Source organism: Aquicoccus porphyridii, from assembly GCF_008369105.1.
GTDB lineage: Bacteria > Pseudomonadota > Alphaproteobacteria > Rhodobacterales > Rhodobacteraceae > Aquicoccus > Aquicoccus porphyridii.
Genome location: NZ_VINQ01000013.1, coordinates 1 through 21679, shown reverse-complemented (window position 1 = coordinate 21679; position 21679 = coordinate 1). Strand labels below are relative to the sequence as shown.

The window sequence follows — 21679 nt, the reverse complement described above, 5'->3', positions numbered from 1 at the left end:
CGTTAGACCGCACCGCGGTTGCGACAAGACGGAGAGCGTCATGAAGATGCTTGGCAAATATTCCATCTGGCTGCTGGCGGGCACGGTGTTCGGGCTGGTCCGTGGCGGCAACAGCCTTCTGGCGCAGATGGGCGCGGGCGAGCATGAGACATCCTTTGCCACCGCGCAACTCATCCTCGCGGCCTTGCCCTATACCGGGTTGGCGCTGCTCATGTGCTTTATCTTTCGCCGCGTGACCGGCCAGGGCCGCACAACGGCCTGACAATCTCCGCTTCAGATCCCGATCCGGTCCGGCGATGTTGACTTCCCGGCGGTCGCGCGTCACATAACGGGCCAAGCACCGAGAGGGAGTTTTCCGATGAGCAAGATCTATCCCAACGCCGCCGCCGCACTCGATGGCATCCTGCATGACGACATGCTGATCGCCGCCGGCGGATTCGGCCTGTGCGGCATCCCCGAACTTCTGCTCGACGCGATCCGGGATTCAGGTGTCAAGGACCTGACCTTCGCATCGAACAACGCGGGCGTTGACGATTTCGGCATCGGCATCCTGCTGCAAACCAAGCAGGTCAGAAAGATGATGGCCTCCTATGTCGGCGAGAACGCCGAATTCATGCGCCAGTATCTCTCGGGCGAGCTTGAGCTTGAATTCAACCCCCAAGGCACGCTGGCCGAGCGGATGCGCGCAGGCGGCGCGGGTATTCCCGGTTTCTACACCAAGACCGGCGTCGGCACGCAGATCGCCGAGGGCAAGGAACACAAGGACTTCAAAGGCGAGACCTATATCATGGAGGAAGGCATCTTTGCCGACCTCTCGATCGTCAAGGCGTGGAAGGCCGACACCACCGGCAACGCGATCTTCCGCAAGACCGCGCGCAACTTCAACCCGCCCGCCGCCATGTGCGGCAAGATCTGCGTGATGGAGGTCGAAGAGATCGTCGAACCCGGCACGCTCGACCCCGATCACATTCACCTGCCCGGCATCTATGTCCATCGCCTTATCCAGGGTGAGCATGAAAAGCGCATCGAACAGCGCACCACCCGCCCGGCGGCCTGACGGAGGCGCAAGACATGGATCGCGATGAGGCTCTCAGCCGCCGCGGCGACCTGATCGAAGAGCGAACGACCGAGTATATTCGCCGTGCGAAGCGAATGGTTCTCGATGTGTTCGGGATCGAAGCGGCCAAGGAACAATCTACCCTGACGCTGCAACTCGCCACCGCCATGATCCATCTCGAAGCGGCCGAGCTTAATGCCGCATCGCTGCGCCGCATCGCGAGGACACTCGAACAGAAAGACGGCTGATCATGACCCGTCATCTTCCGGCGCCCGACCATGGGCGCACCGGCCATTGCAAAACCTTGGCCGCAATTGCATAACAGCCTCGAACGACCCCCGGCCCTTTGTCGATAAAGGAGAGCGAATAAATGCCCTGGGACCGCAATCAAATGGCCGCCCGCGCCGCGCAAGAACTCGAAGACGGCATGTATGTGAACCTCGGCATCGGTATCCCAACGCTGGTGTCGAACTACATCCCCGAAGGCGTCCACGTCACGCTGCAATCCGAGAACGGCATGCTTGGCATGGGGCCCTTCCCGGTCGAAGGCACCGAAGACCCCGACCTGATCAACGCGGGCAAGCAGACCATCACCGAACTGCCGCACACCTCCTATTTCGACAGCGCCACCAGCTTCGGCATGATCCGTGGCGGCAAGATCGCGATGGCGATCCTCGGCGCGATGGAGGTGAGCGAAAAGGGTGATCTCGCTAACTGGATGATCCCCGGCAAGCTGGTCAAGGGCATGGGCGGCGCGATGGACCTCGTCGCCGGGGTCGGGCGCGTGATCGTGGTGATGGACCACACCAACAAGGCCGGTGAGTCCAAGCTTCTCAAGGAATGCACCCTGCCGCTCACCGGCAAGGGCGTGGTGGACGTGATCATCACCAACCTCGCCGTGCTGGAGGTCGAGCACAAGGGCCTGCACATCATCGAACTGGCCCCCGGTGTCACCCGCGAAGAGGTGATCGCCGCCACCGAGGCGCATATCGTCTGAGCCGAATCCGGCCGTGGATTGCATGTCGCGCCGGAACGGAGTTTCGCCGCTCCGGCCTTGAGCCGGGGCGGGCGTTTCCAGCCCGGGGCGACACGCCCTGACGCAAGGCCCCGACCCCGGAGCGACCCTCAGCCGTCCTTTCTCACGTCGACATTGAAAACACAGCCGTCACTGACCAGTTGCGGCGTCGTAAGGCATAGCCCCCGTGCTGTCTGGAACGCGGCCAGCACCTTGGGCACGTAATCGCGGGTTTCGGCATAGGGCGGCACCCCCTTGTGGGTTTTCACCGCGTTCTCGCCCGCGTTATACCCCGCCAGCACGAGGATCGGATCGCGGTCGAACTCTTTCATCAGGAAATCGAGAAACGCCACCCCGCCCTTGATGTTGTCGGTGGCCAGAGACACGTCGCCGACCCCGAACCGCGCCGCCGTCGCCGGCATGAGCTGCATCAGGCCCGAGGCCCCCGCATGGCTCACCGCGTCGGCTCGGCCCGACGATTCCACCGCGATCACCGCCAGAACCAGCGCCGGTGAAACCTCGGTGCCGACCGTCGCGCGCAGGATGTCCGCGCCCTGTGCGCGGGCGATGTCCTGCAAGCCCTGAAGCCGTGGCGCCCCCACAGCCGCCGCGCCACCGGGCGGATTGGCAATCCTTATCAACGCCTCTTCCAGCCGCCCGGGGCCGCTTTTCTCGATCTCGGGCGAAATCGCGTCCCAGAACCAGCCATAGCGCCCCGTGGCATCGCCCGTTTCCGGCGCAGGTGCAGGTGGAGCCGCCGCCGGTTGCGCCGCCGCACGGTCCTCGGGTTCGATCTGGATGGTGATGCGCTTGCCCGTGCCCTGCTTGGGCGGCTTTACCCGCTTGAAGGTAAACTCGGGAAAGGGCGGCGGCGTGTCCGCAGGCGCCGGGCCCAGACCCAGCGCAACCACAGCAATGGCCGCCATCGTGAAAACCGCACGCATGATCGCGATATGTCCTGCCTCGTTTTTCGTTGGATGAATGATCGCAGAAATCGCGCGCCCGAGCCAGATTGCAGGGCGAGATCCTTAGGATTTATGCCACATTTGCCACGCGATTCACCTTCAAATTATATCACAAACATATTTCTCAGACTTATTTTCCATTAATTTCAATGCATTACGATAAAAGTGCCGATTGCCCGCGAAATTTACCGGAAATGCTGAAATCGCGCCAAATTCCCGCCCGATTCCAATGGCCATATAGGGTCATACCAAGACGGCGACGGGCCAAGTGAGAGAGAAACGGTCCATCACCTCGCCGACAAGGTTACGAAAACCTAAGCGATCCTTTGGAGGGACGAACCATGATCAAATTCTTCAAGAACATCTGCACAGACGAAGACGGCGCAGTCACGGTTGACTGGGTTGTCCTGACCGCAGCAGTCGTGGGCCTGGCCGTGGCCGCCTACACCTCGATCGAAACCGGCGCAACCGGCCTGACCGACGCGACCTCGACCTATATCGGCGAGCAAGCTCCGGGCACGACCACCCCGTAATATGCGGTTGACTTGAACAATCACAGGGGGGCCGTTTCCAATCCGGATACGGCCCCCTTTTGCCACAAGGCCAGCTTGGCAAGATCCGGGCCGTCACGCCCCGCGTGGCAAGGCCCGCCATCCGGTCCGGCTTTGGTATCTCGGGAGTTATGAGCATGAAACAGTATCTCGAATCCTTCGCCAGGGACGAAAGCGGCGCCGTTACGGTTGACTGGGTCGTGCTGACCGCCCTTGTCGTGACACTTCTGGCCGCCGGCTACGGCCTGATGGAAAGCGCCACGACCGACACCGCAGGCGCCACCGCGACCTACATGACCGACTGGTCCTTCTGACCGTCGCAGGCCCGCGCACGATACCCACGCGAAACGCCCCGAGCACAAACCGGGAAACCTGCCTCCAAGGGCCGGTTTTCGGTGTTGCCCCCGGGGCGAACGATATTTCCAGAACTCCATCGCGTTCCCCGAACCCGCGTTCGACAATCGCATCGGGCGACACCGTGCCCTGAAAAGCCGCCGGAGCTTCACGCGCCTTCCCCAATTTCGTCATAATCCGATGGCAAACCGTTGTGGAATGCATCCGTAATTGTCCGCGGCCTTCGCCATCGGGGCAGGATGCAAGTATTAGAAAGGGTAAATCATGCGTGCCGTATTCGGACTCGTTCTCATCGCCGGGCTGGGTCTCGCCGGCCTTGCGGTCTACATGATCCAGGAAAGGTTCACCGCCTACGAAAACGAAATCGCCCGACAGCGCGCCGCGAATGGCGGGCTGATCGACACGGTCGAACTTTACGTGGCAAACCGCCCAATGAAATACGGCGACGAGATCAAACCCGAAAACGTGCGGCTGGTCAAATGGCCCGCCAACCTTCAACCTCAGGGCGCCTTCCACGACGAGGCTGCGCTCTTTCCCGATCCCACCCGCCAGCGCGTGATGCTGCGCGCGATCGAACCGAACGAGGCACTGACCGCGGTCAAGGTGACCAAACCCGGTGAAAGCGCAGGCATCACCTCGCTGCTCGACCGCGGCATGCGCGCCTTCGCGATCAAGGTCGATGTCGCCTCGGGCGTCTCGGGCTTCCTGCGCCCGGGCAATTCGGTCGATATCTACTGGTCGGGACAGGTCCAGAGCGCCCAGATGAACCGCGAAGTGACCAAGATGATCGAGGCCGGGGTCAAGATCATCGCTATCGACCAATCCGCCAATGTCGATGCGCCCGGTGCCTCCATCGCCCGCACCGTTACCGTCGCCGTGCGCCCCGAACAGGTCGCGGGCTTGGCCCAGGCGCAATCGACCGGCCGTCTGTCGCTGTCCCTAGTTGGCAACAATGACGACACCATTTCCGAAACGATCGAGATCGACCAGAACCGGCTTCTAGGTATCGCCGAGGCCCCGGCCCCCGAAAGGGTGGTCGAAAAAGAGCAATGCACGATCCGCACCCGCCGCGGTGCCGAGGTGGTCGAAATCCCGATCCCGTGCACCAATTGATGGGGATGGGTTGAAATCACCAACCACATAAGGGGGGTACCGAACCGGTGCCCCCTTCCCACTTGAACTACCCCAGATGCCCGCCTGTTGCGGGTTACCCACATAAAGGAAGACCCGGAAGCCTTTGATTCTTGCAAAAAAAGCGAAATTGACGCATTGTCTCGACAATTGCGGGCGCAAAGACCCGAAAACCGAGGCGTGATCGGAGAGGCAGGTCACTATGAAGAAGAGCAGTTTTCTCACCGCGGCCCTCATGGGTCTGGCACTTGGGTGGTTTGCACATCTGCCCGACGCGGGGCTGGCGGACACGCTCAGGGTCGTCAAAAGCGGCACATCGGCCAACCTGAACGTGCCGATGAACCGGGCCATCGTGGTCGAAAGCGATGTTCCCTTCGCCGAACTCAGCATCGCCAACCCCTCGATCGCCGATATCTCCTCGCTCAGCGACCGCACGATCTATGTCCTGGGCAAGGCGCCCGGACTGACCACGCTCACCATTCTCGATGCCGCCGGCCAGCTCATCACCAATGTCGATGTGCGGGTCTCGGCCGATATCAGCGAATTCAAGGAACGCCTGCGCCAGATCCTGCCCGGCGAAAAGATCGAGGTGCGCACCGCCAATGACGGCATCGTCATATCCGGCACCATTTCCTCGGCCCAGAAGCTGCAACGCGCGCTCGATCTGGCCGAGCGTTACGCGCCCGAACGCGTCTCAAACCTGATGAGCGTCGGCGGCGTGCAGCAGGTCATGCTCAAGGTCCGCTTTGCCGAGATGCAACGCACCGTGTCGAAATCGCTGTCCACCTCGCTTGCCCTCAACGGCAACATGTTCGGCGGCGGGCTGGGCGTGAACGGCGGCACCAACACCAACAATAATTCCGGCGCCATCGGCACTTCGCTGGGCGGCAACGTTCCGGCCGTGTCCGAAAACAACGGCGCCATGCTCTTTGGCTTCAACGCTGGCGCGGTCGAAGTTGGCGTTCTGCTCGAAGCCCTTGAATCCAAAGGTGTCGTGCGCACCCTCGCCGAACCCAACCTGACCGCCCTCTCGGGTCAGGAGGCGAAATTCCTCGCCGGTGGCGAATACCCGATCCCGGTCTCGCAGGACAACGGCGCGATCAGCATCGAATTCAAGCCCTTCGGGATCGAGCTGAGCTTCATCCCGCGCGTGGTCGATGGCGACCTGGTCAACCTCGAACTCAAGGCCGCGGTCAGCTCGATCGACCCATCGAACGCCGCAACTTTCAACAATTTCTCGGTCGATGCCTTCCGCCGCCGCGAAACCTCGACCACGGTCGAGATGCGCGACGGAGAGAGCTTCGCCATCGCCGGCCTGCTTCAGGACGATTTCCGCGACCTGAACGGACAGGTGCCGTGGCTCGGCGACATCCCGGTTTTGGGCGCGCTCTTCCGCTCGGCCAATTACAGCCGTGAACAATCCGAACTGGTGATCATCGTCACCGCCCACCTGGTCACGCCGACCCGGGGCGAGGCGCTGGCGCTCCCGACCGACCGGATCAAACCGCCAAGCGAGAAAGACCTGTTTCTCAACGGTATCGTGGCCAACGACGCCCGCCGCCCGACCCGCGGCGCCGCCGGCGAGGTTGCCAAGCAGGATTTCACCGGCTCTTACGGCTATGTAATGGACTGAGGCAATGCGGGGCATTCGACCATGAGACTTCTCATCACACCCATCGCCCTTCTGGCACTTGCCGGATGCTCGGCCGAAGACCCCACGGGACAGTCCTTCTTCCGCGAGGCCGGGTCCAATGTCGACGGCGGTTATTTCGGCAACGCCACGATGAACAACACCCAGATCATGTCGGGCGAGAAGAGTTACGTCCACTCGCTGGCCAACCGGTTCGCCCAGGAAGTGCCCTCGGCCATTAATTTCGCCTTCGATTCCGCCCAGCTCGATGCCGGCGCCCGCGACACGCTGCGCCAGCAGGCGCAATGGATTCGACAATTTCCCGAGGTGCGCTTTCGCGTCTATGGCCATGCCGACAAACCCGGGCCAGCCACCTATAACAAGAGATTGGGCATGCGCCGGGCACAGGCCGTGGTCGCCTACCTGACCAGCCAGGGCATTTCGCGCTCGCGGCTCGAGGCCGTCGCCTCCTTCGGCGAAACCCGACCGATCATCGCCACCGAAAGCCGCGACCGGCGCAACCGCCGCGCCGTGACCGAGGTGACAGGCTTCGTGCGCAGCCATCCCACCGTGATGGACGGCAAGTATGCGCAGGTGGTCTATCGCGACTATGTCGAAAGCGCCAGGGCGCCCACCGGGCTGACCGGAAGCTCCAGCTCGAATCGCCAGACCTCGGAATGATCCTCGCCACGATATGATCACACGGGCGCTCGCTGCGGCGCCCATATGCACAACAGCGCAGTGATCCCACCAATCCCCCGGGAAGCGAGTCCGCCGCGCCCCGGTTTCGCCACGGGTGAAAATTCATGAACGATCCGCCAACATGGCTTTGATCGTCTCATGTTACCGCACAATTACGATCTTTTGGCCCTAATGTTGCCCCGTTTTCACGCAAGATAACCCCCAGTTCAACGAGTCTGCCCCAGGTAACGCGGGGCACGGCCCGATCCGACTGGCGGGGTAATCAGGTGTGCCCGCCGCATTGAATACCGGACGGCCGAATCAAAAGGGACACGAGGCAATGACGGATAACGAAACTCTGCAAACTGATCTCAGCCCGGTTCTGGCCTGCACGATCAGTCGTGACGTGCAGAACTTCGACCTGTTGATCGAGGACATGGAAGCCGCGCTGGGCGAGCAATGGGGCGATCTCGGCTTTACCGAGGCCAAGGCGTTCTTCAATCAGCCCGAGGCCGAGGCGCTCGAATTCGTTGCCATCGCCATCGACGAAACCGACGAGGAAAAGCTCGTCATGCTGGGCGAAATCATCGAAACCGCCAAGCAGAAGGGCATCAAGGTCATCCTGATTGCCGAAGACGTCAGCCCCGCCGCCCTGCACCAGCTCCTGCGCCAGGGGGCCGACGAATTCGTGCCCTACCCCCTCCCCGAGAACGAGCTTCAGGCCGCGATTGACCGGCTCCACGCACCCGAACCCTCCGAACCCGTCATGACCCAGGCCGCAGCGGCCCCGATGGCCCACGCCGCACCCAGCAATCGCGACGGCGTGATGCTGGCCGTGCACGGGCTGGCTGGCGGCACCGGCGCAACCACCTTCGCCGTCAATCTCGCATGGGAACTGGCCATCGTCGACAAGGCCAACCCGCCCAAGGTCTGCCTGATCGACCTCGACCTGCAATACGGCTCGGTCGCCACCTTCCTCGACCTGCCCCGCCGCGAAGCCATATTCGAGCTGTGGTCCGACACCGAAAGCATGGATGACGACGTGTTCAAACAGGCGCTCGTGAGCTACGAAGACAAGCTTTCCGTGTTCACCGCCCCCTCCGAAATGCTGCCGCTCGACCTGATTTCCTCAAGCGATGTCATCGCCGTGCTCGACCACGCACGCCGCCATTTCGACTACGTGGTGATCGACATGCCCTCGACCATGGTCCAGTGGACCGAGGCGGTGCTGAACGCCGCCCAGATCTATTTTGCCACGCTCGAACTCGACATGCGCTCGGCCCAGAACGCGCTTCGCGTCAAGCGCGCGCTCCAGGCCGAGGACCTGCCGATCGAAAAGCTGCGCTACGTGCTCAATCGCGGACCGAAATTCACCGACCTGAACGGCAAATCCCGCGTCAAGCGCCTGGCCGATAGCCTCGACATCTCGATCGAGGTGCAATTGCCCGATGGCGGCAAACCGGTCACGCAAGGCGCCGATCACGGGCTGCCGCTGGCCAATGCCGCCGCCAAGAACCCGCTGCGCAAGGAAATCGCCAAGCTCGCATCGTCCCTGCACGAACTGGGCCGCGACGAAGCCGAAGCCGCCTGAGGAGTTAGACCAAGATGTTCTCGCGATACAAGAAAAGCGCAAACCCCGGCAAACCCGCAGGCGCCGCACCCAGGGGCAAGATCGCCGAACTGCCGAAGAAAAACGCAGCCGGGGCCGAAGAGGCCACCGATGCACCAACCTCGCTGCGACGGCAAAAACCCGCCGCGCCCGCCCGGTCTGCCACCGCCGACAAGGACCAGAAACGCAAGGAGCGCATGGCCGAGCTCAAGCTCGACCTGCACCGCGAACTTCTGGAAAACCTCAATCTCGCGGCGCTCGACACCGCGAGCGAACAGGACCTGCGCGCCGAGATCAACGAGATCACCAACGAGGTGCTGAACCAGAAAGCGGTCGTGCTCAACCGCGACGACCGCACCCAGCTCAACCAGGAGCTTTATTTCGAGGTCAAGGGGCTCGGCCCCCTCGAAACGCTTTTGCAGGACGACAGCGTGAACGACATCCTCGTCAATGGGCCGCAACAGATCTTCGTCGAACGTGATGGCAGGCTGCAACTGACCGACATCACCTTCAAGGATGAAAAGCACCTGATGCGGATCATCGACAAGATCGTGTCCGCCGTGGGCCGTCGCGTCGATGAATCGAACCCCTATGTCGACGCCCGTCTTGCCGATGGCTCGCGCTTCAACGCGATGGTGCCGCCGGTCGCGGTCGATGGCAGCCTCGTGTCGATCCGCAAATTCAAGAAAGACAAACTCGGCATCGACGACCTGGTGCGTTTCGGCGCCTTCTCCGAGGAAATGGCCGCCTATCTCCAGGCTGCCGTGGCCTGTCGGCTCAACATCATCGTCTCGGGCGGGACCGGCTCGGGCAAGACCACCACGCTCAACGCGCTCAGCTCGTTCATCGACGATGCCGAACGCATCCTCACCATCGAGGACACGGCCGAACTCCAGCTCCAGCAAACCCATGTCGGCCGGATGGAAAGCCGCCCGCCCAACGTCGAGGGCAAGGGCGAGGTCAGCCCCCGCGACTGTCTCAAGAACGCGCTGCGGATGCGCCCCGACCGGATCATCGTCGGCGAGACCCGTGGCGAAGAGGTGATCGACATGCTCCAGGCCATGAACACCGGCCACGACGGCTCGATGACCACGATCCACGCCAACAACGCCCGCGACGGCATCTCGCGGCTCGAAAACATGATCGCCATGGCCGGTATCGAAATGCCCCTGAAGGCCGTGCGCTCGCAGATCGCCAGCGCCGTCAACCTCATCGTGCAGGCCAACCGCCTTCAGGACGGCTCGCGCCGGATGACCTCGATCACCGAGATCACCGGCATGGAGGGCGACGTGATTTCAATGCAGGAGGTCTTCCGCTTCCAGCGCGTCGGCCTCACCCCCGAGAACAAGATCATCGGCCATTTCACCGCCACCGGCGTGCGCTCGCATTATTCCGAACGCTTCCGGCTCTGGGGCTATGACCTGCCGCCCTCGATCTTCGAACCCATAGCAGCGGAGTAACACCCATGGCCATCAGTGCAGAACTCATCATCTACGGGCTGATCTTCATCGGTGTGCTTGTCCTCGTCGAGGGCCTCTATCTCACGGTCTTCGGCAAGTCGATCTCGCTCAACAGCCGGGTCAACCGCCGGCTCGAAATGCTGCAAAAGGGCACCAACCGCGAGGAGGTGATGGAAAAGCTCCGCAAGGAGATGAGCCAGCACATGCGCTCGCGCTCCATCCCGCTCTACTCGCTGCTCGCCTCGCAGGCGCAAAAGGCCGCCATCGCCTTTACCCCGAAACAGCTCATCATGATCATGATCGGCCTGTCGGGCATTTCCTTTCTGGGCATGACCGTCGGCACCGAAACCTCGTTGCCGCTGCGCGCGGCCCTGTCGGTGATGATGGGCGTCGGCGGCGTCTATTTCTGGGTCAGTTCCAAGGCCAAGAAACGCATGTCGATGATCGAGGAGCAACTCCCCGACGCGGTCGAACTCATGGTGCGCTCGCTGCGCGTCGGGCACCCGTTTTCCTCGGCCGTGCAGATCGTCTCGAAAGAGGTCAAGGACCCGCTGGCCACCGAATTCGGCATCATCGCCGACGAATCCGCCTATGGCCGCGATATGGGCGAGGCGTTGAAGGACATGGCCGAACGGATCGACCTTCAGGATCTGCGCTTTCTCGCCGTCGCCGTCACCATCCAGCAGCAATCCGGCGGCAACCTCGCCGAGATCCTCGCCGGTCTGGCCAAGGTGATCCGCTCGCGCTTTCGCCTGTTCCGCCGGGTCAAGGCGATCACCGCCGAGGCAAAATGGTCGGGCAAGTTCCTGTCGGCCTTCCCGGTTGTCGCCCTGATCGCGATCAACGTGCTGGACCCGAATTACTATGACGAGGTGCTCGACCATCCCTGGTTCATCCCCGCCTGTCTTTTCGTCGCCGGTTTCCTGACGCTCAACCTCATCGTCATGCGCTGGCTGACCAACATCAAAGTCTGAGCCGCGAAAGGGTTTCACGATGCAAGGTATCAACGATATGCTGGTCGACGCGCTCGGGCCGATGGGGCCGCTGATGGCGGTCGGCATGCTGGGTGTCCTGATGGTGCTTCTCACCCTGCCCATGTTCCTCGCCAAGCGCGAAGACCCGCTTGAAAAGCTCAAGAAGGAACAGAAGAAGCCCCGCAGCGGCTTTGAATCCAAGGAAAGGCTGCGCACCAAGCAGCGCAACGACAAGCTTGAAAAATACGCCTCCTTCCTCGAACCGAAAAGCGAAGAGGAAATGGCCGGGATCAAGCTCAAACTGTTGCAGGCGGGTTACCGCGACCGCGACGCGGTGCGCTATTTCCACTTCGCGCAATTCGCGCTGGGCATTCTCTTCCTGGTCCTCGGCGTGGCCTATTTCGTCACCTTCAAATCCGGTGCCGAGGCGACGACCCAGCAGACCATCATGTATATCCTCGGTCCCGGCGCCGCAGGCTACCTGCTGCCGAGATACTGGGTCACCAAACGCCAGGGCGCCCGGCAGGAGGAAATCACCAACGGCTTTCCCGACGCGCTCGACATGATGCTGGTCTGTGTCGAGGCCGGTCAGTCGCTCGACCAGGCGATCATCCGCGTCGCCCGCGAGATCCGCGCCTCCTTTCCCGCGCTGGCCGATGAGTTCGAGATCGTCGCGCTCGAAATGAAGGCCGGCAAGGACAAGGCCACCGTGTTCAACGACCTGGCCGAACGCTGCGGCGTGCAGGACGTGTCGAGCTTCACCACCGTTCTGGTGCAGTCGCAGGCCTTCGGCACGCCGATTTCCGACGCACTGCGCGTCTTTGCCAGCGAGATGCGCGACAAGCGCGTGATGCGCGCCGAAGAGGCCGCCAACAAGCTGCCCACCAAGATGACGCTGGCCACGATGATGCTGACCGTGCCGCCGCTGCTGATCATCCTCGTGGGGCCGTCGGTCCACGGCATCACCCAACTGGGCAACATGGCAGGCCCCTGAGAGGTTACATCCGCCACGCGCGCCCGCCCGGGTGATGCACGAACGCGCCGCCCCGCACCAAAACCATCGCCTCAACCGGCGAAATCGCTTAGCCCTGTGGCGTTCCTGTCGTAAAGAGGCACTCAACGATAACACCGACCCCGTTCGGAACCATGAGCAGACCGCATCTTCGCCCCATCGCCGCATTGGCCGCGTTCGCCGCGATACTCGCACTTGCGGGCTGCGCGCCGCGCCTCGGCCCTGACGGCGACGGCCCCTTCGCACCCGGCGTCGACCCCGGTGCCGCCGCGGTGGACGGGCTCACCGTCGGCCACCGCCTGATGCAGGCGGGCGAGAACGAACTGGCGCTCGAGGCCTTCACCCGCGCGGCCGCGCAGGAGGGGCTCACCCCCGACGTGATCGCGGCACTGGGCACGGCCAATCTCGGGCTGGGGCGTCTCGGGCAGGCCGAAACCCTCCTCCGTCGTGCAATCCGTACCGACGAGGCGGTGCCCGAAGCCTGGAACAATCTCGGTGTGGTTCTGATGGAAAAGGGCGACTATGCCGAGGCCAGCCAGATGTTCCGCCGCGCCTATGCGCTCGACAATGGCCAAAGTGACTCAATCCGCGATAATTTGCGCTTGGCCCTCGCAAAAATCGAAAATCCCGACTATGATGAGGCCGAGCAACAAGATTACAAACTGGTCCGGCGGGGCAGCAGCGATTACCTGATCCGCCAAATTCCATAATAACGGGACCAGAAAAGAGAACGAGGCCGAGGCAGTAAAAGGACGCAGGCAACATGCGCCAGATCAAGTTTCTTTCCCTGTGCCTGTCGGGTGCGGTGCTTCTCGCTGCATGTGACAAAACCACCGATGACGAAGTCAACCGCGCCTTGCAGAACGTCAACGTGGTGGACGAAAGCAACCTCAACGACATCATGCTCACCGTGGCCGACCCGAACGAGGCGGTGACCTATTTCAAACGCGCCACCGCCGATCAACCCGACCGCACCGACCTGCAACGCGGGCTGGCGCAATCGCTGATCCGGGCCAAGCGCCCGACCGAGGCGGTCTCCGCCTATGACAAGCTGGTCAAGATGGCGGGCGCCACCGATGACGACCGCGTCGATCTGGCCGATGCCCTCATTCGCGCGGGCAACTGGAAACGCGCCAAGGCCACGCTTGATGCAGTGCCCCCCACCCACGAGACCTTCAAACGCTACCGGCTCGAAGCGATGGTCGCCGATTCCGAGAAGAACTGGAAAAAGGCCGACAGTTTCTATGAAACCGCCGTGGGCCTCACGACCAAACCCGCCGGCGTGCTCAACAACTGGGGCTATTCCAAGCTCACCCGCGGCGATTATTCCGAGGCCGAGCGCCTGTTTTCCGAAGCGCTGACGCAGGACAAGACGCTCTTCACCGCCAAGAACAACATGGTGCTGGCCCGTGGCGCGCAACGCAACTACAACCTGCCCGTGATGCCGATGGACCAGACCGAGCGCGCCCAGCTTCTGCACACGCTAGGGCTTTCGGCGATCAAGCAGGGCGATGTCGAGATCGGCAAGGGCCTCCTGCGCGAGTCGATCGACACCCACCCCCAACATTTCGAGGCCGCCGTCCGCTCGCTGCGCGCGCTTGAATCGAACGTCATAAACTAGGGTCTGTTGGCAATCATGCATCTTTCGGCCCAAACCGCGCTCTGGTTCGCGCCCCTCGTCTGGCCGATCTGCATTTGGGTCGCGTGGTCCGACATGGCCACCATGCGCATCCCCAACAAGGCGGTGATTGCGCTGACGCTGGTCTTTGTCGGCCTGGGGCTCATTCTCATGCCGTGGGACATGTTCCTCTGGCGCCTGTCGCAACTGGCCATCGTTCTGGGGATCGGCATTTTCCTGAACGCCGCCGGCATGGTCGGCGCGGGCGATGCGAAATTCGCCGCCGCCGCCGCACCCTTTATCGCGCTGGGCGACCTGCGGCTGTTGCTGGCGCTCTTCGCCGCCAACCTCCTCGCCGCCTTCGTCACCCACCGGCTGGTCCGGCATTCGCCCCTGCGCCGCCTCGCTCCGGGCTGGGAAAGCTGGCAACGCGGCTGGGATTTCCCGATGGGCCTCAGCCTCGGCGCGACCCTCGCGCTTTATCTCGGTCTTGGCATCTTCTACGGGCGCTAACCCCGCCCGCGCGCACCCCCCGGCATGGTTTTGGCGATGACTCCGCCTCCTCCAATCAGGCCGTCCTGCAGGCCGGATTGCCCCAAACTTTCCTCGGAATTGCCACGATCTGCGCCCCACCCACCATGATTTGCCCATTTTGCAAAGGCAATCTGCACGTCAAACAGGCCTTTGTTTCCGCCCCGACCCGCGACGGCAGGGCGGTGTGGCCACCAATGAACAAACGCCAGAACGAGGCCACCCAGATGAACATGCAAGCCACCACCGTCCTGGCCCCCCCGCCGCCCAAGTCGCTCGCCGAGATGCAACTTCCCGTCATCATGATGCGCGACATCCTCCTCAAGACCATGTTCCGCAAGAATGTCAGCGAAGTGAGCGAGATCGCCCGCGCGATCTGCCTGCCCCGGCAGGTCACGCAGGATCTGGTCGACATGGGCCGCGACCAGCGCCTGATCGAGGCGACCGGCACGCTCAACGCCAATTCGGGCGGCGAAATGGGCTATCAGCTCACCGATGCGGGCAAGGCGCGCGCGCTCGACGCGCTGGCGCAATCGGAATATTTCGGCGCCATGCCGGTGCCGCTCGACGTCTACCGCGAACAGGTCAAGCGCCAGTCGATCCGCAACGTCCAGATCACCCGCGAGCAACTCACCAATGCCATGGGCCATCTCGTCCTGCCCGAAAGCCTGCTCGACCATCTCGGCCCCGCCGTGGGTGCGGGCCGCTCGATCCTGATGTATGGCCCGCCCGGCAACGGCAAAAGCTCGATCTCGAACGGCATCCGCGACGCGATGGGCGACAAGGTCTTCGTGCCTCGCGCGATCGAGTATTCCGGCCAGGTGATCACCGTCTATGACCCGATCGTGCATTCCAAGGCCGAAGAGGAACATGACGACCCCAATTCCCTGCGCCGCCGCGCGACATTCGACACGCGCTATGTGAAATGCGACCGCCCCACCGTGATCACCGGGGGCGAATTGTCGCTCTCCATGCTCGATCTCGTCTACAACCCCACCGCGCGCACCTACCAGGCGCCGCTGCAACTCAAATCGACCGGCGGCATCTTCATCGTCGACGACCTCGGCCGCCAGGCCGAACCGCCGCAGGCGCTGGTCAACCGCTGGATCGTGCCGCTCGAGGAATCCAAAGACATCCTCGCCCTGCAATCGGGCGAGAAATTCGAGGTGCCGTTCGACACGCTGGTGATCTTCTCCACCAACTTCCACCCCAACGAGATCTTCGACCAGGCCGCGCTGCGCCGGATCTTCTTCAAGATCAAGATCGACGGCCCCGATCAGGAGGGCTTCCTCAAGATCTTCGCCATGGTCGCTGCCAAGAAGGGGATGGAACTGGACGAAACCGCGCTCATCCACCTGCTCAAGGAAAAGTATCCCACGATCAAGAACGTCTACGCCAACTACCAGCCGGTGTTCCTGATCGACCAGATGATCGCGATCTGCGATTTCGAAGGCATCCCCTACAAGATGTCGCGCGACCTCATCGACCGGGCCTGGGCCAACATGTTCGTCAAGGACGAAAAGATCGTGAAGTGATCCGCATCGCGGGGCGGCCCGATCCGATGCCACGTCAAAGCGTGTCTACGACCCGCGCCGCTTCCAGGTCCGGGCGATACTTGCGGCTCAATGGTACCCGGTCACCATTGCGCAACACGACCCACCATTTCGCGCCGCTTTCCCTCTCGATCCGCTCGATGGCCTGCCGCGCCACCCAATGCGACCGATGGGTGCTATAGCCCTCGAACGGCTCCATCTCGCGGATCGCGTCGGCGAGCCGCATCCGCAACGTCACCGTCCCCTGTGTCGTGACCACCTCGACATGATGATCCCGCCCCGACAACCGCAGGATCGGGCCACGCCTCTCGCGGGGCAGGCGCTCGGCCAGTCGCGGCTGCGGCTCGCCATTTCCGTTCACCGTCGGCTCGATCCGCACCGCGCGCCTGAACCCCAGAACGATAAGAACAATCGCCAGAACCGAACCGGTGACAGACACGCCCGAAGGCAAGACCAGCGCCTCGGCACCCGGCATGACCGGCACAAGTCCCAGAACGACGAGGGTAATCACCGGCACGGTCGTCCCCACGTGAACCACGTCACCAACCCACGCAGGCCGACCAGGCATGAAGGTTTCAAGCGCGACCCGCGTTCCGCGCCCCACGACGATCGCAAGCCCCACGAAAAGCGCCCAGAACAACGCCCGTTGTGGCAGCGTCATCACCTCATAGGTGCCGTAGGGCCCGGTCAGCGTCGCAACCGCCCCGATCACCCCCCACATGAGCAGACTGACCGGGGAGAAAATCCTTGAAATCAGTATCCTCACCTGAACTCGATCACGCTCAAACTATTGCTCGAAGGGCGCCAGCCACGCCGCACCCACCCCCGGGATTTAGCCCGGGAAACCGGGGCAGTACAACCCCGCGCTGATGTGACTTGGCGTTCCTCTACCGATGGCCGGTTCGCCCGGGCTCAGGCGGTCAGCCCCTCGGGCTCGGCCAGCCCGTGCATCCGGCAACAGGCCGTCACGGTATTGGCCAGCAGGCAGGCTATGGTCATCGGCCCCACCCCGCCCGGCACCGGCGTGATCGCACCGGCCACCTCGGCACAGCTCTCGAAATGGCAATCCCCGACAAGCCGGGTCTTGACGCTGCCATCCTCGTTGGTGCCCTTCTCGGGCGCGTCGACGCGGTTGATGCCGACGTCGATCACCGTCGCACCGGGCCTGATCCAGTCGCCCGTGACCATCTCGGGCCGCCCCACCGCTGCAACCACGATATCGGCGCGCCGCGTGACCTCTTCGATCTCTTTCGTGCGGCTATGCGCGATCGTCACCGTGCAACTGTCGCGCAACAAAAGCTGCGCCATCGGTTTTCCGACGATGTTGCTGCGCCCGACAACCACCGCGTTCATCCCCGACAGGCTCCCGTGGTGTTCGCGCAGCATCATCAAGCAGCCCAGCGGCGTGCAGGGCACCATCGCCTTCTGCCCGGTGGCCAACCGCCCGACATTCGAGATGTGAAACCCGTCCACATCCTTTTCCGGCGCAATCGCATTGATCACCAGGTCCTCGTTGAGATGCGCCGGAAGCGGCAATTGCACCAGTATCCCATGCACATCCCGGTCGGAATTGAGTTGCTCGATCAGCGCCAGCAATTCCGCCTCGCCGGTGCTCGCATCAAGCCGGTGCTCATAGGAATTCATCCCCGTCTCGACCGTCTGCTTGCCCTTCGAGCGCACATAGACCTGGCTTGCCGGGTCTTCACCCACCAGGACCACGGCCAGCCCCGGAGTCACCCCGTGCGCTTGCCTGAGATGCGCGACATGGCCCGCCACCTTCTCGCGCACCTGCGCCGCGAATGCCTTGCCGTCAATGATCTGCGCGCCCATGGCCCTGCCCTTTCATCTTGCCCCAAATACTCTCGCCAAAGGCCCGGCCAGGCCCGGCTCGATGCCGGGTCTGGCCGTTTTTCGCCCTCAGAACAAGCCCTCGATCTGCCCCATGTCATTGAGCCCGATCTCGAGCGCCGCAGGCTTGCGCGGCAGGCCCGGCATGGTCATGATCTCGCCGCAGATCACCACGACGAACCCGGCCCCCGCCGACAGGCGCACCTCGCGCACCGGCACGCTGTGCCCGGTGGGCGCGCCGCGCAGGTTGGGATCGGTCGAGAAGCTGTATTGCGTCTTGGCCATGCAGACCGGCAGATGACCAAACCCCGCCTCTTCCCATTGCCGGAGCTGGTCGCGGATCTTCTTGTCGGCCAGAACCTCGTCGGCACGGTAGATCGCCGTGGCGATGCGCTCGATCTTCTCGAACAGGCTCAGGTCATCGCGGTAAAGCGGCGCGAACTGGCTCACGCCGCTCTCGGCGATCTCCGCCACCCGCGTGGCAAGCTCCTCGGTGCCCTCCGAGCCCTTGGCCCAATGCTGGCACAGGATCGCCTCCGATCCTTGCGTGGCCACGTAATCCTTGACCGCCTGCACCTCGGCATCGGTGTCGGTGACGAAATGGTTGATCGCCACCACCACCGGCACGCCGAACTGCTTGAGATTGCCGATATGACGGCCGAGGTTGGCACAACCCTCGTTGACCGCATCCACGTTCTCGGCCCCGAGATCGGCCTTGGCCACCCCGCCATTCATCTTCATCGCCCGCACCGTCGCGACAAGCACCACGCAATCCGGCGCAAGACCCGCCTTGCGGCACTTGATGTTCATGAACTTCTCGGCGCCAAGGTCGGCCCCGAACCCGGCCTCGGTCACCACGTAATCGGCGAGCTTGAGCGCGGTGGTGGTGGCGATGACCGAATTGCAGCCATGCGCGATATTGGCAAACGGCCCGCCATGCACGAAGGCAGGGTTGTTTTCCAGCGTCTGCACGAGGTTGGGCTGCATCGCATCCTTCAAGAGCACGGTCATCGCCCCGTCCGCCCCGATATCACGGGCATAGATCGGCTCGCGCTCGCGGGTATAGGCCACGATGATATCGCCCAACCGCTTTTCCAGGTCACCGAGATCGCGCGCAAGGCACAGGATCGCCATGACCTCGCTGGCCACGGTGATGTCGAACCCGGTCTGGCGCGAGAACCCGTTCGGCACACCGCCAAGGCCCACAACGACATCACGCAGCGCCCGGTCGTTCATATCCATCACCCGGCGCCACACGATCCGGCGCTCGTCGATCCCCAACTCGTTGCCCCAATAGATATGGTTGTCGATCATCGCCGACAGCAGGTTGTGCGCGCTGGTGATCGCATGGAAATCGCCGGTGAAATGCAGGTTCATCTCTTCCATCGGCACGACCTGCGCATACCCGCCACCCGCGGCGCCGCCCTTCATGCCGAAACACGGGCCGAGGCTGGCCTCGCGGATACAGACCGCCGCGCGCTTGCCGATCCGGTTGAGCCCGTCACCAAGGCCCACCGTGGTCGTGGTCTTGCCCTCGCCCGCGGGCGTCGGGTTGATCGCGGTGACAAGGATCAGCTTGCCATCCGTATTTCCCTGGACGCTGTTGATGAAATCCTGGCTCACCTTGGCCTTGTCATGGCCATAGGGCAGCAGGTGATCGGCATCTATGCCAAGCTTGGCACCGATCTCCTGGATCGGGCGCTTGCTGGCGTCGCGGGCGATCTCGATGTCGGATTTATGGCTCATGGGGCGCAGACCTCTCTGATGGCGCTTCGTGTGCGTGTCTGGTTTCGCTCATACGCGTCCAATCCCCGCAATGGCTGCGCGAATCCGACATAATCGCCCCCGCTTGCGTCGGTCTCGCCCGGGGGGCGTTTGCGGGCGGAAAATACGCGCCTATCCGCGCCGTGCAACCTCCAGATGCTCCCATGGCCGCTGGTCAGGTACATGCAGCCGCATCGCATCGCCCAGCCGCAGCGCACCGGGCCGCTCGACCCATGCGGTCACGCCACGCCGCCCCTCGGCGGCCCGCCTGAACGCCCGCCCGAACCCGGGATGCACCGCCTCGATCTCGCACGCGGGCAACTGGCAGGGCCGGTTCTCCATGTCGATCACAAGGGTCGCGCCATCGGGCGCCTGCAACCGCGACGACGGCGGCAGATGGGTGAAATCCGGCAACCCGCGCAGCACCAGCGAAGCCCCAAGCAGCCCCGGATCAAGCGCCGCCAGCCCCATTTCCGCGGCAATCGCCTCCAGCTCCTCATGCGACAGCACCGAAAGCTGGCGCACATTGGCAATCTCCGTGCCGCGCGGATGCTGGTCGAGCACACGCGAACACGACGCCCGCGTCACCCCGCCATGCGCCTCGCCCTCGATGCCGCCCCAATCGAGTTCCACCGCCTCCAATGGCTCCGCCGCCAGCGCCGCGTCGCGATCCGCGACCCGACCCAGCCACACCACCTCGCCGTGAAAATCCGTCGCCATCAATGCCGGCATCGCGCGCCCTCCTTTGCTTCGGCCACAACCTGCCGCGCGCACCGGTCCTGCGCAACCGCGAACCGGTCTTCATCTGACCCAAAATACCTCGGGGAGGAGGCCCGGAACGGGCCGGAGGGGCAGCGCCCCTCCGAGAAAGGGCGGATGGGCGGCCCGCCCTTCCGCGTCTCACCGCTCGGTCAGCTTGAGCTCGATCCGGCGGTTCTGCGCCCGCGCCTCGGGGCTGTCCCCGAGGGCCACGGGCTGAAACTCGCCGAACCCGTTGGCCGACAACCGGAACGGCGGCACCCCCAACTCATCGGCCATGTAACGCACCACCGACAGCGCCCGCGCCTGGCTCAACTCCCAGTTATCCTCGAACCGCGCCCCGGCTATGACCGGCACGTTGTCGGTATGCCCGTCGACCTGGATCACCCAGTCGATCTCCTGCGGAATATCCGCCGCCACCTCGGTCAACAATCCGGCCACGCGCGCGATCTGGGCTCGGCCCCCATCCGACAATTCGGCACTGCCCGGCGCGAACAGAACTTCCGACGGGAACACGAATCGGTCGCCCACGATACGCACCCCCTCGCGCCCCGACAGGATCTCGCGCATCCGGCCAAAGAACTCGCTGCGGTATCGCTCCAGGTCCTGCTTTTCGGCCTCCAGCCGCGCCTTTTCCTCGGCCAGCCGCCGCGCCTCGGCCTCTTCCAGCTCGCGCCGCCTGCGCTCTTCCGCCGCCGCCCGCGCCAGGGCGGCGTTGAGATCGCGGCCCAGCGACTGCACCTCGACATTCGCCGCCGCCTCGCGCTCCTTGTAATCGTCCAGCAGCGCCTGAAGCGATCCCAGTTGCGAGCGCAGCGCCGCCACCTGCTGGTTCAAAAGCGCCTGCCGCCGTTGCGCCTCGGCCGATTTTTCCTCTTCCCCGGCCAACTCGCGCCGCGCCGTGGCCAGAAGCGCCGCGCGCTCTTCTGCCGCGCTCATCGCCTCTTCGGCCTCTTGTTCGGCGGCCCGTTGCGCGGCCAGCGCGCGGGCCAGTTGCTGGCGGATGTCATCGCGATCGCTCATCGCCTCTTCGGCTGCCTGCTTTTGCGCCAGTGCCGCGGCAAGCCGCCGCCGCAAATCACCGATTTCGCCCTCTGCCTCCTCGGCGGCCCCCGCCTGCGCCGCGAGCCGCGCCTCCGCCGCATCGAGCCGCGCGGCCAGCTCGGC

23 protein-coding genes are annotated in these 21679 nt (G+C 63.5%); 17 read left to right on the top strand and 6 right to left on the bottom strand.

The features are described 5' to 3' along the window. The first annotated feature begins 40 nt into the window (after positions 1-40). From FLO80_RS15260 to FLO80_RS15245, 4 genes are all read left to right on the top strand, one after another. Positions 41-262 (top strand): hypothetical protein, encoded by a 222-nt coding sequence (locus FLO80_RS15260; RefSeq protein ID WP_111367228.1) that lies wholly within the window; start codon positions 41-43, stop codon positions 260-262. 96 nt (positions 263-358) lie between these two features. Further along, entirely contained in the window at positions 359-1057 is a 699-nt protein-coding gene (locus tag FLO80_RS15255; protein WP_111367225.1) for a CoA transferase subunit A, read from the top strand. A 14-nt stretch (positions 1058-1071) separates the two neighbouring features. Beyond that, positions 1072-1305, top strand: a complete 234-nt coding sequence (locus tag FLO80_RS15250) for a hypothetical protein (protein WP_111367223.1) — start codon at positions 1072-1074, stop codon at positions 1303-1305. A gap of 122 nt (positions 1306-1427) precedes the next feature. Beyond that, entirely contained in the window at positions 1428-2054 is a 627-nt protein-coding gene (locus tag FLO80_RS15245; RefSeq protein ID WP_111367220.1) for a CoA transferase subunit B, read from the top strand. A 128-nt stretch (positions 2055-2182) separates the two neighbouring features. Here FLO80_RS15245 and FLO80_RS15240 read toward each other — a convergent pair whose 3' ends face one another. Continuing rightward, the gene (locus FLO80_RS15240; protein ID WP_111367480.1) at positions 2183-2998 is read right to left on the bottom strand and encodes a lytic transglycosylase domain-containing protein; all 816 of its coding nucleotides are present in this window, start codon (positions 2996-2998) and stop codon (positions 2183-2185) included. Between the two features lie 380 nt (positions 2999-3378). Between FLO80_RS15240 and FLO80_RS15235 the strand changes: the two genes are divergently transcribed. The 13 genes from FLO80_RS15235 to FLO80_RS15180 all read left to right on the top strand — a co-directional run bounded on the left by FLO80_RS15235 (position 3379) and on the right by FLO80_RS15180 (position 16123). Beyond that, positions 3379-3570: a hypothetical protein gene (locus FLO80_RS15235; protein WP_111367217.1), complete on the top strand. Its 192-nt coding sequence runs from the start codon at positions 3379-3381 to the stop codon at positions 3568-3570. A gap of 155 nt (positions 3571-3725) precedes the next feature. Further along, positions 3726-3902 (top strand): Flp family type IVb pilin, encoded by a 177-nt coding sequence (locus FLO80_RS22890; RefSeq protein ID WP_188078308.1) that lies wholly within the window; start codon positions 3726-3728, stop codon positions 3900-3902. A 304-nt stretch (positions 3903-4206) separates the two neighbouring features. After that, a complete protein-coding gene (gene cpaB / locus FLO80_RS15230; RefSeq protein ID WP_111367214.1) occupies positions 4207-5055 on the top strand; it encodes a Flp pilus assembly protein CpaB in 849 nt (282 codons plus the stop codon). Between the two features lie 220 nt (positions 5056-5275). Beyond that, a complete protein-coding gene (locus tag FLO80_RS15225) occupies positions 5276-6706 on the top strand; it encodes a type II and III secretion system protein family protein (protein ID WP_111367211.1) in 1431 nt (476 codons plus the stop codon). Between the two features lie 21 nt (positions 6707-6727). Then, the gene (locus FLO80_RS15220; protein ID WP_111367208.1) at positions 6728-7384 is read left to right on the top strand and encodes an OmpA family protein; all 657 of its coding nucleotides are present in this window, start codon (positions 6728-6730) and stop codon (positions 7382-7384) included. Between the two features lie 340 nt (positions 7385-7724). Continuing rightward, positions 7725-8975 (top strand): CpaE/TadZ family protein, encoded by a 1251-nt coding sequence (locus FLO80_RS15215; protein WP_111367205.1) that lies wholly within the window; start codon positions 7725-7727, stop codon positions 8973-8975. A 14-nt stretch (positions 8976-8989) separates the two neighbouring features. Further along, complete coding sequence (locus tag FLO80_RS15210) at positions 8990-10453, top strand: TadA family conjugal transfer-associated ATPase (protein WP_111367203.1); 1464 nt, start codon at positions 8990-8992, stop codon at positions 10451-10453. 5 nt (positions 10454-10458) lie between these two features. Beyond that, on the top strand, positions 10459-11427 hold the full coding sequence (locus FLO80_RS15205; RefSeq protein ID WP_111367200.1) for a type II secretion system F family protein: 969 nt from the start codon (positions 10459-10461) through the stop codon (positions 11425-11427). Positions 11428-11446: 19 nt separating this feature from the next. Further along, positions 11447-12421, top strand: a complete 975-nt coding sequence (locus FLO80_RS15200; RefSeq protein ID WP_111367198.1) for a type II secretion system F family protein — start codon at positions 11447-11449, stop codon at positions 12419-12421. Between the two features lie 152 nt (positions 12422-12573). Then, positions 12574-13149: a tetratricopeptide repeat protein gene (locus FLO80_RS15195; RefSeq protein ID WP_111367196.1), complete on the top strand. Its 576-nt coding sequence runs from the start codon at positions 12574-12576 to the stop codon at positions 13147-13149. Between the two features lie 53 nt (positions 13150-13202). Next, positions 13203-14060 (top strand): tetratricopeptide repeat protein, encoded by an 858-nt coding sequence (locus FLO80_RS15190; protein ID WP_111367193.1) that lies wholly within the window; start codon positions 13203-13205, stop codon positions 14058-14060. 15 nt (positions 14061-14075) lie between these two features. Beyond that, a complete protein-coding gene (locus tag FLO80_RS15185; RefSeq protein WP_111367190.1) occupies positions 14076-14570 on the top strand; it encodes a prepilin peptidase in 495 nt (164 codons plus the stop codon). A 245-nt stretch (positions 14571-14815) separates the two neighbouring features. Further along, entirely contained in the window at positions 14816-16123 is a 1308-nt protein-coding gene (locus FLO80_RS15180; protein ID WP_111367478.1) for a DUF8689 domain-containing protein, read from the top strand. A 34-nt stretch (positions 16124-16157) separates the two neighbouring features. Here FLO80_RS15180 and FLO80_RS15175 read toward each other — a convergent pair whose 3' ends face one another. From FLO80_RS15175 to FLO80_RS15155, 5 genes are all read right to left on the bottom strand, one after another. Further along, positions 16158-16862, bottom strand: coding sequence for a LytTR family DNA-binding domain-containing protein (locus FLO80_RS15175; protein WP_111367187.1), 705 nt, complete (start codon positions 16860-16862; stop codon positions 16158-16160). A gap of 191 nt (positions 16863-17053) precedes the next feature. Next, complete coding sequence (gene folD / locus FLO80_RS15170; protein WP_111367184.1) at positions 17054-17971, bottom strand: bifunctional methylenetetrahydrofolate dehydrogenase/methenyltetrahydrofolate cyclohydrolase FolD; 918 nt, start codon at positions 17969-17971, stop codon at positions 17054-17056. 87 nt (positions 17972-18058) lie between these two features. Next, positions 18059-19735, bottom strand: coding sequence for a formate--tetrahydrofolate ligase (locus tag FLO80_RS15165; RefSeq protein ID WP_111367181.1), 1677 nt, complete (start codon positions 19733-19735; stop codon positions 18059-18061). A 150-nt stretch (positions 19736-19885) separates the two neighbouring features. Next, the gene (locus FLO80_RS15160; RefSeq protein ID WP_111367178.1) at positions 19886-20485 is read right to left on the bottom strand and encodes an MOSC domain-containing protein; all 600 of its coding nucleotides are present in this window, start codon (positions 20483-20485) and stop codon (positions 19886-19888) included. Between the two features lie 168 nt (positions 20486-20653). Further along, positions 20654-21679 (bottom strand): peptidoglycan -binding protein (locus tag FLO80_RS15155; RefSeq protein WP_149187082.1); only part of this gene is annotated, 1026 nt, incomplete at its 5' end.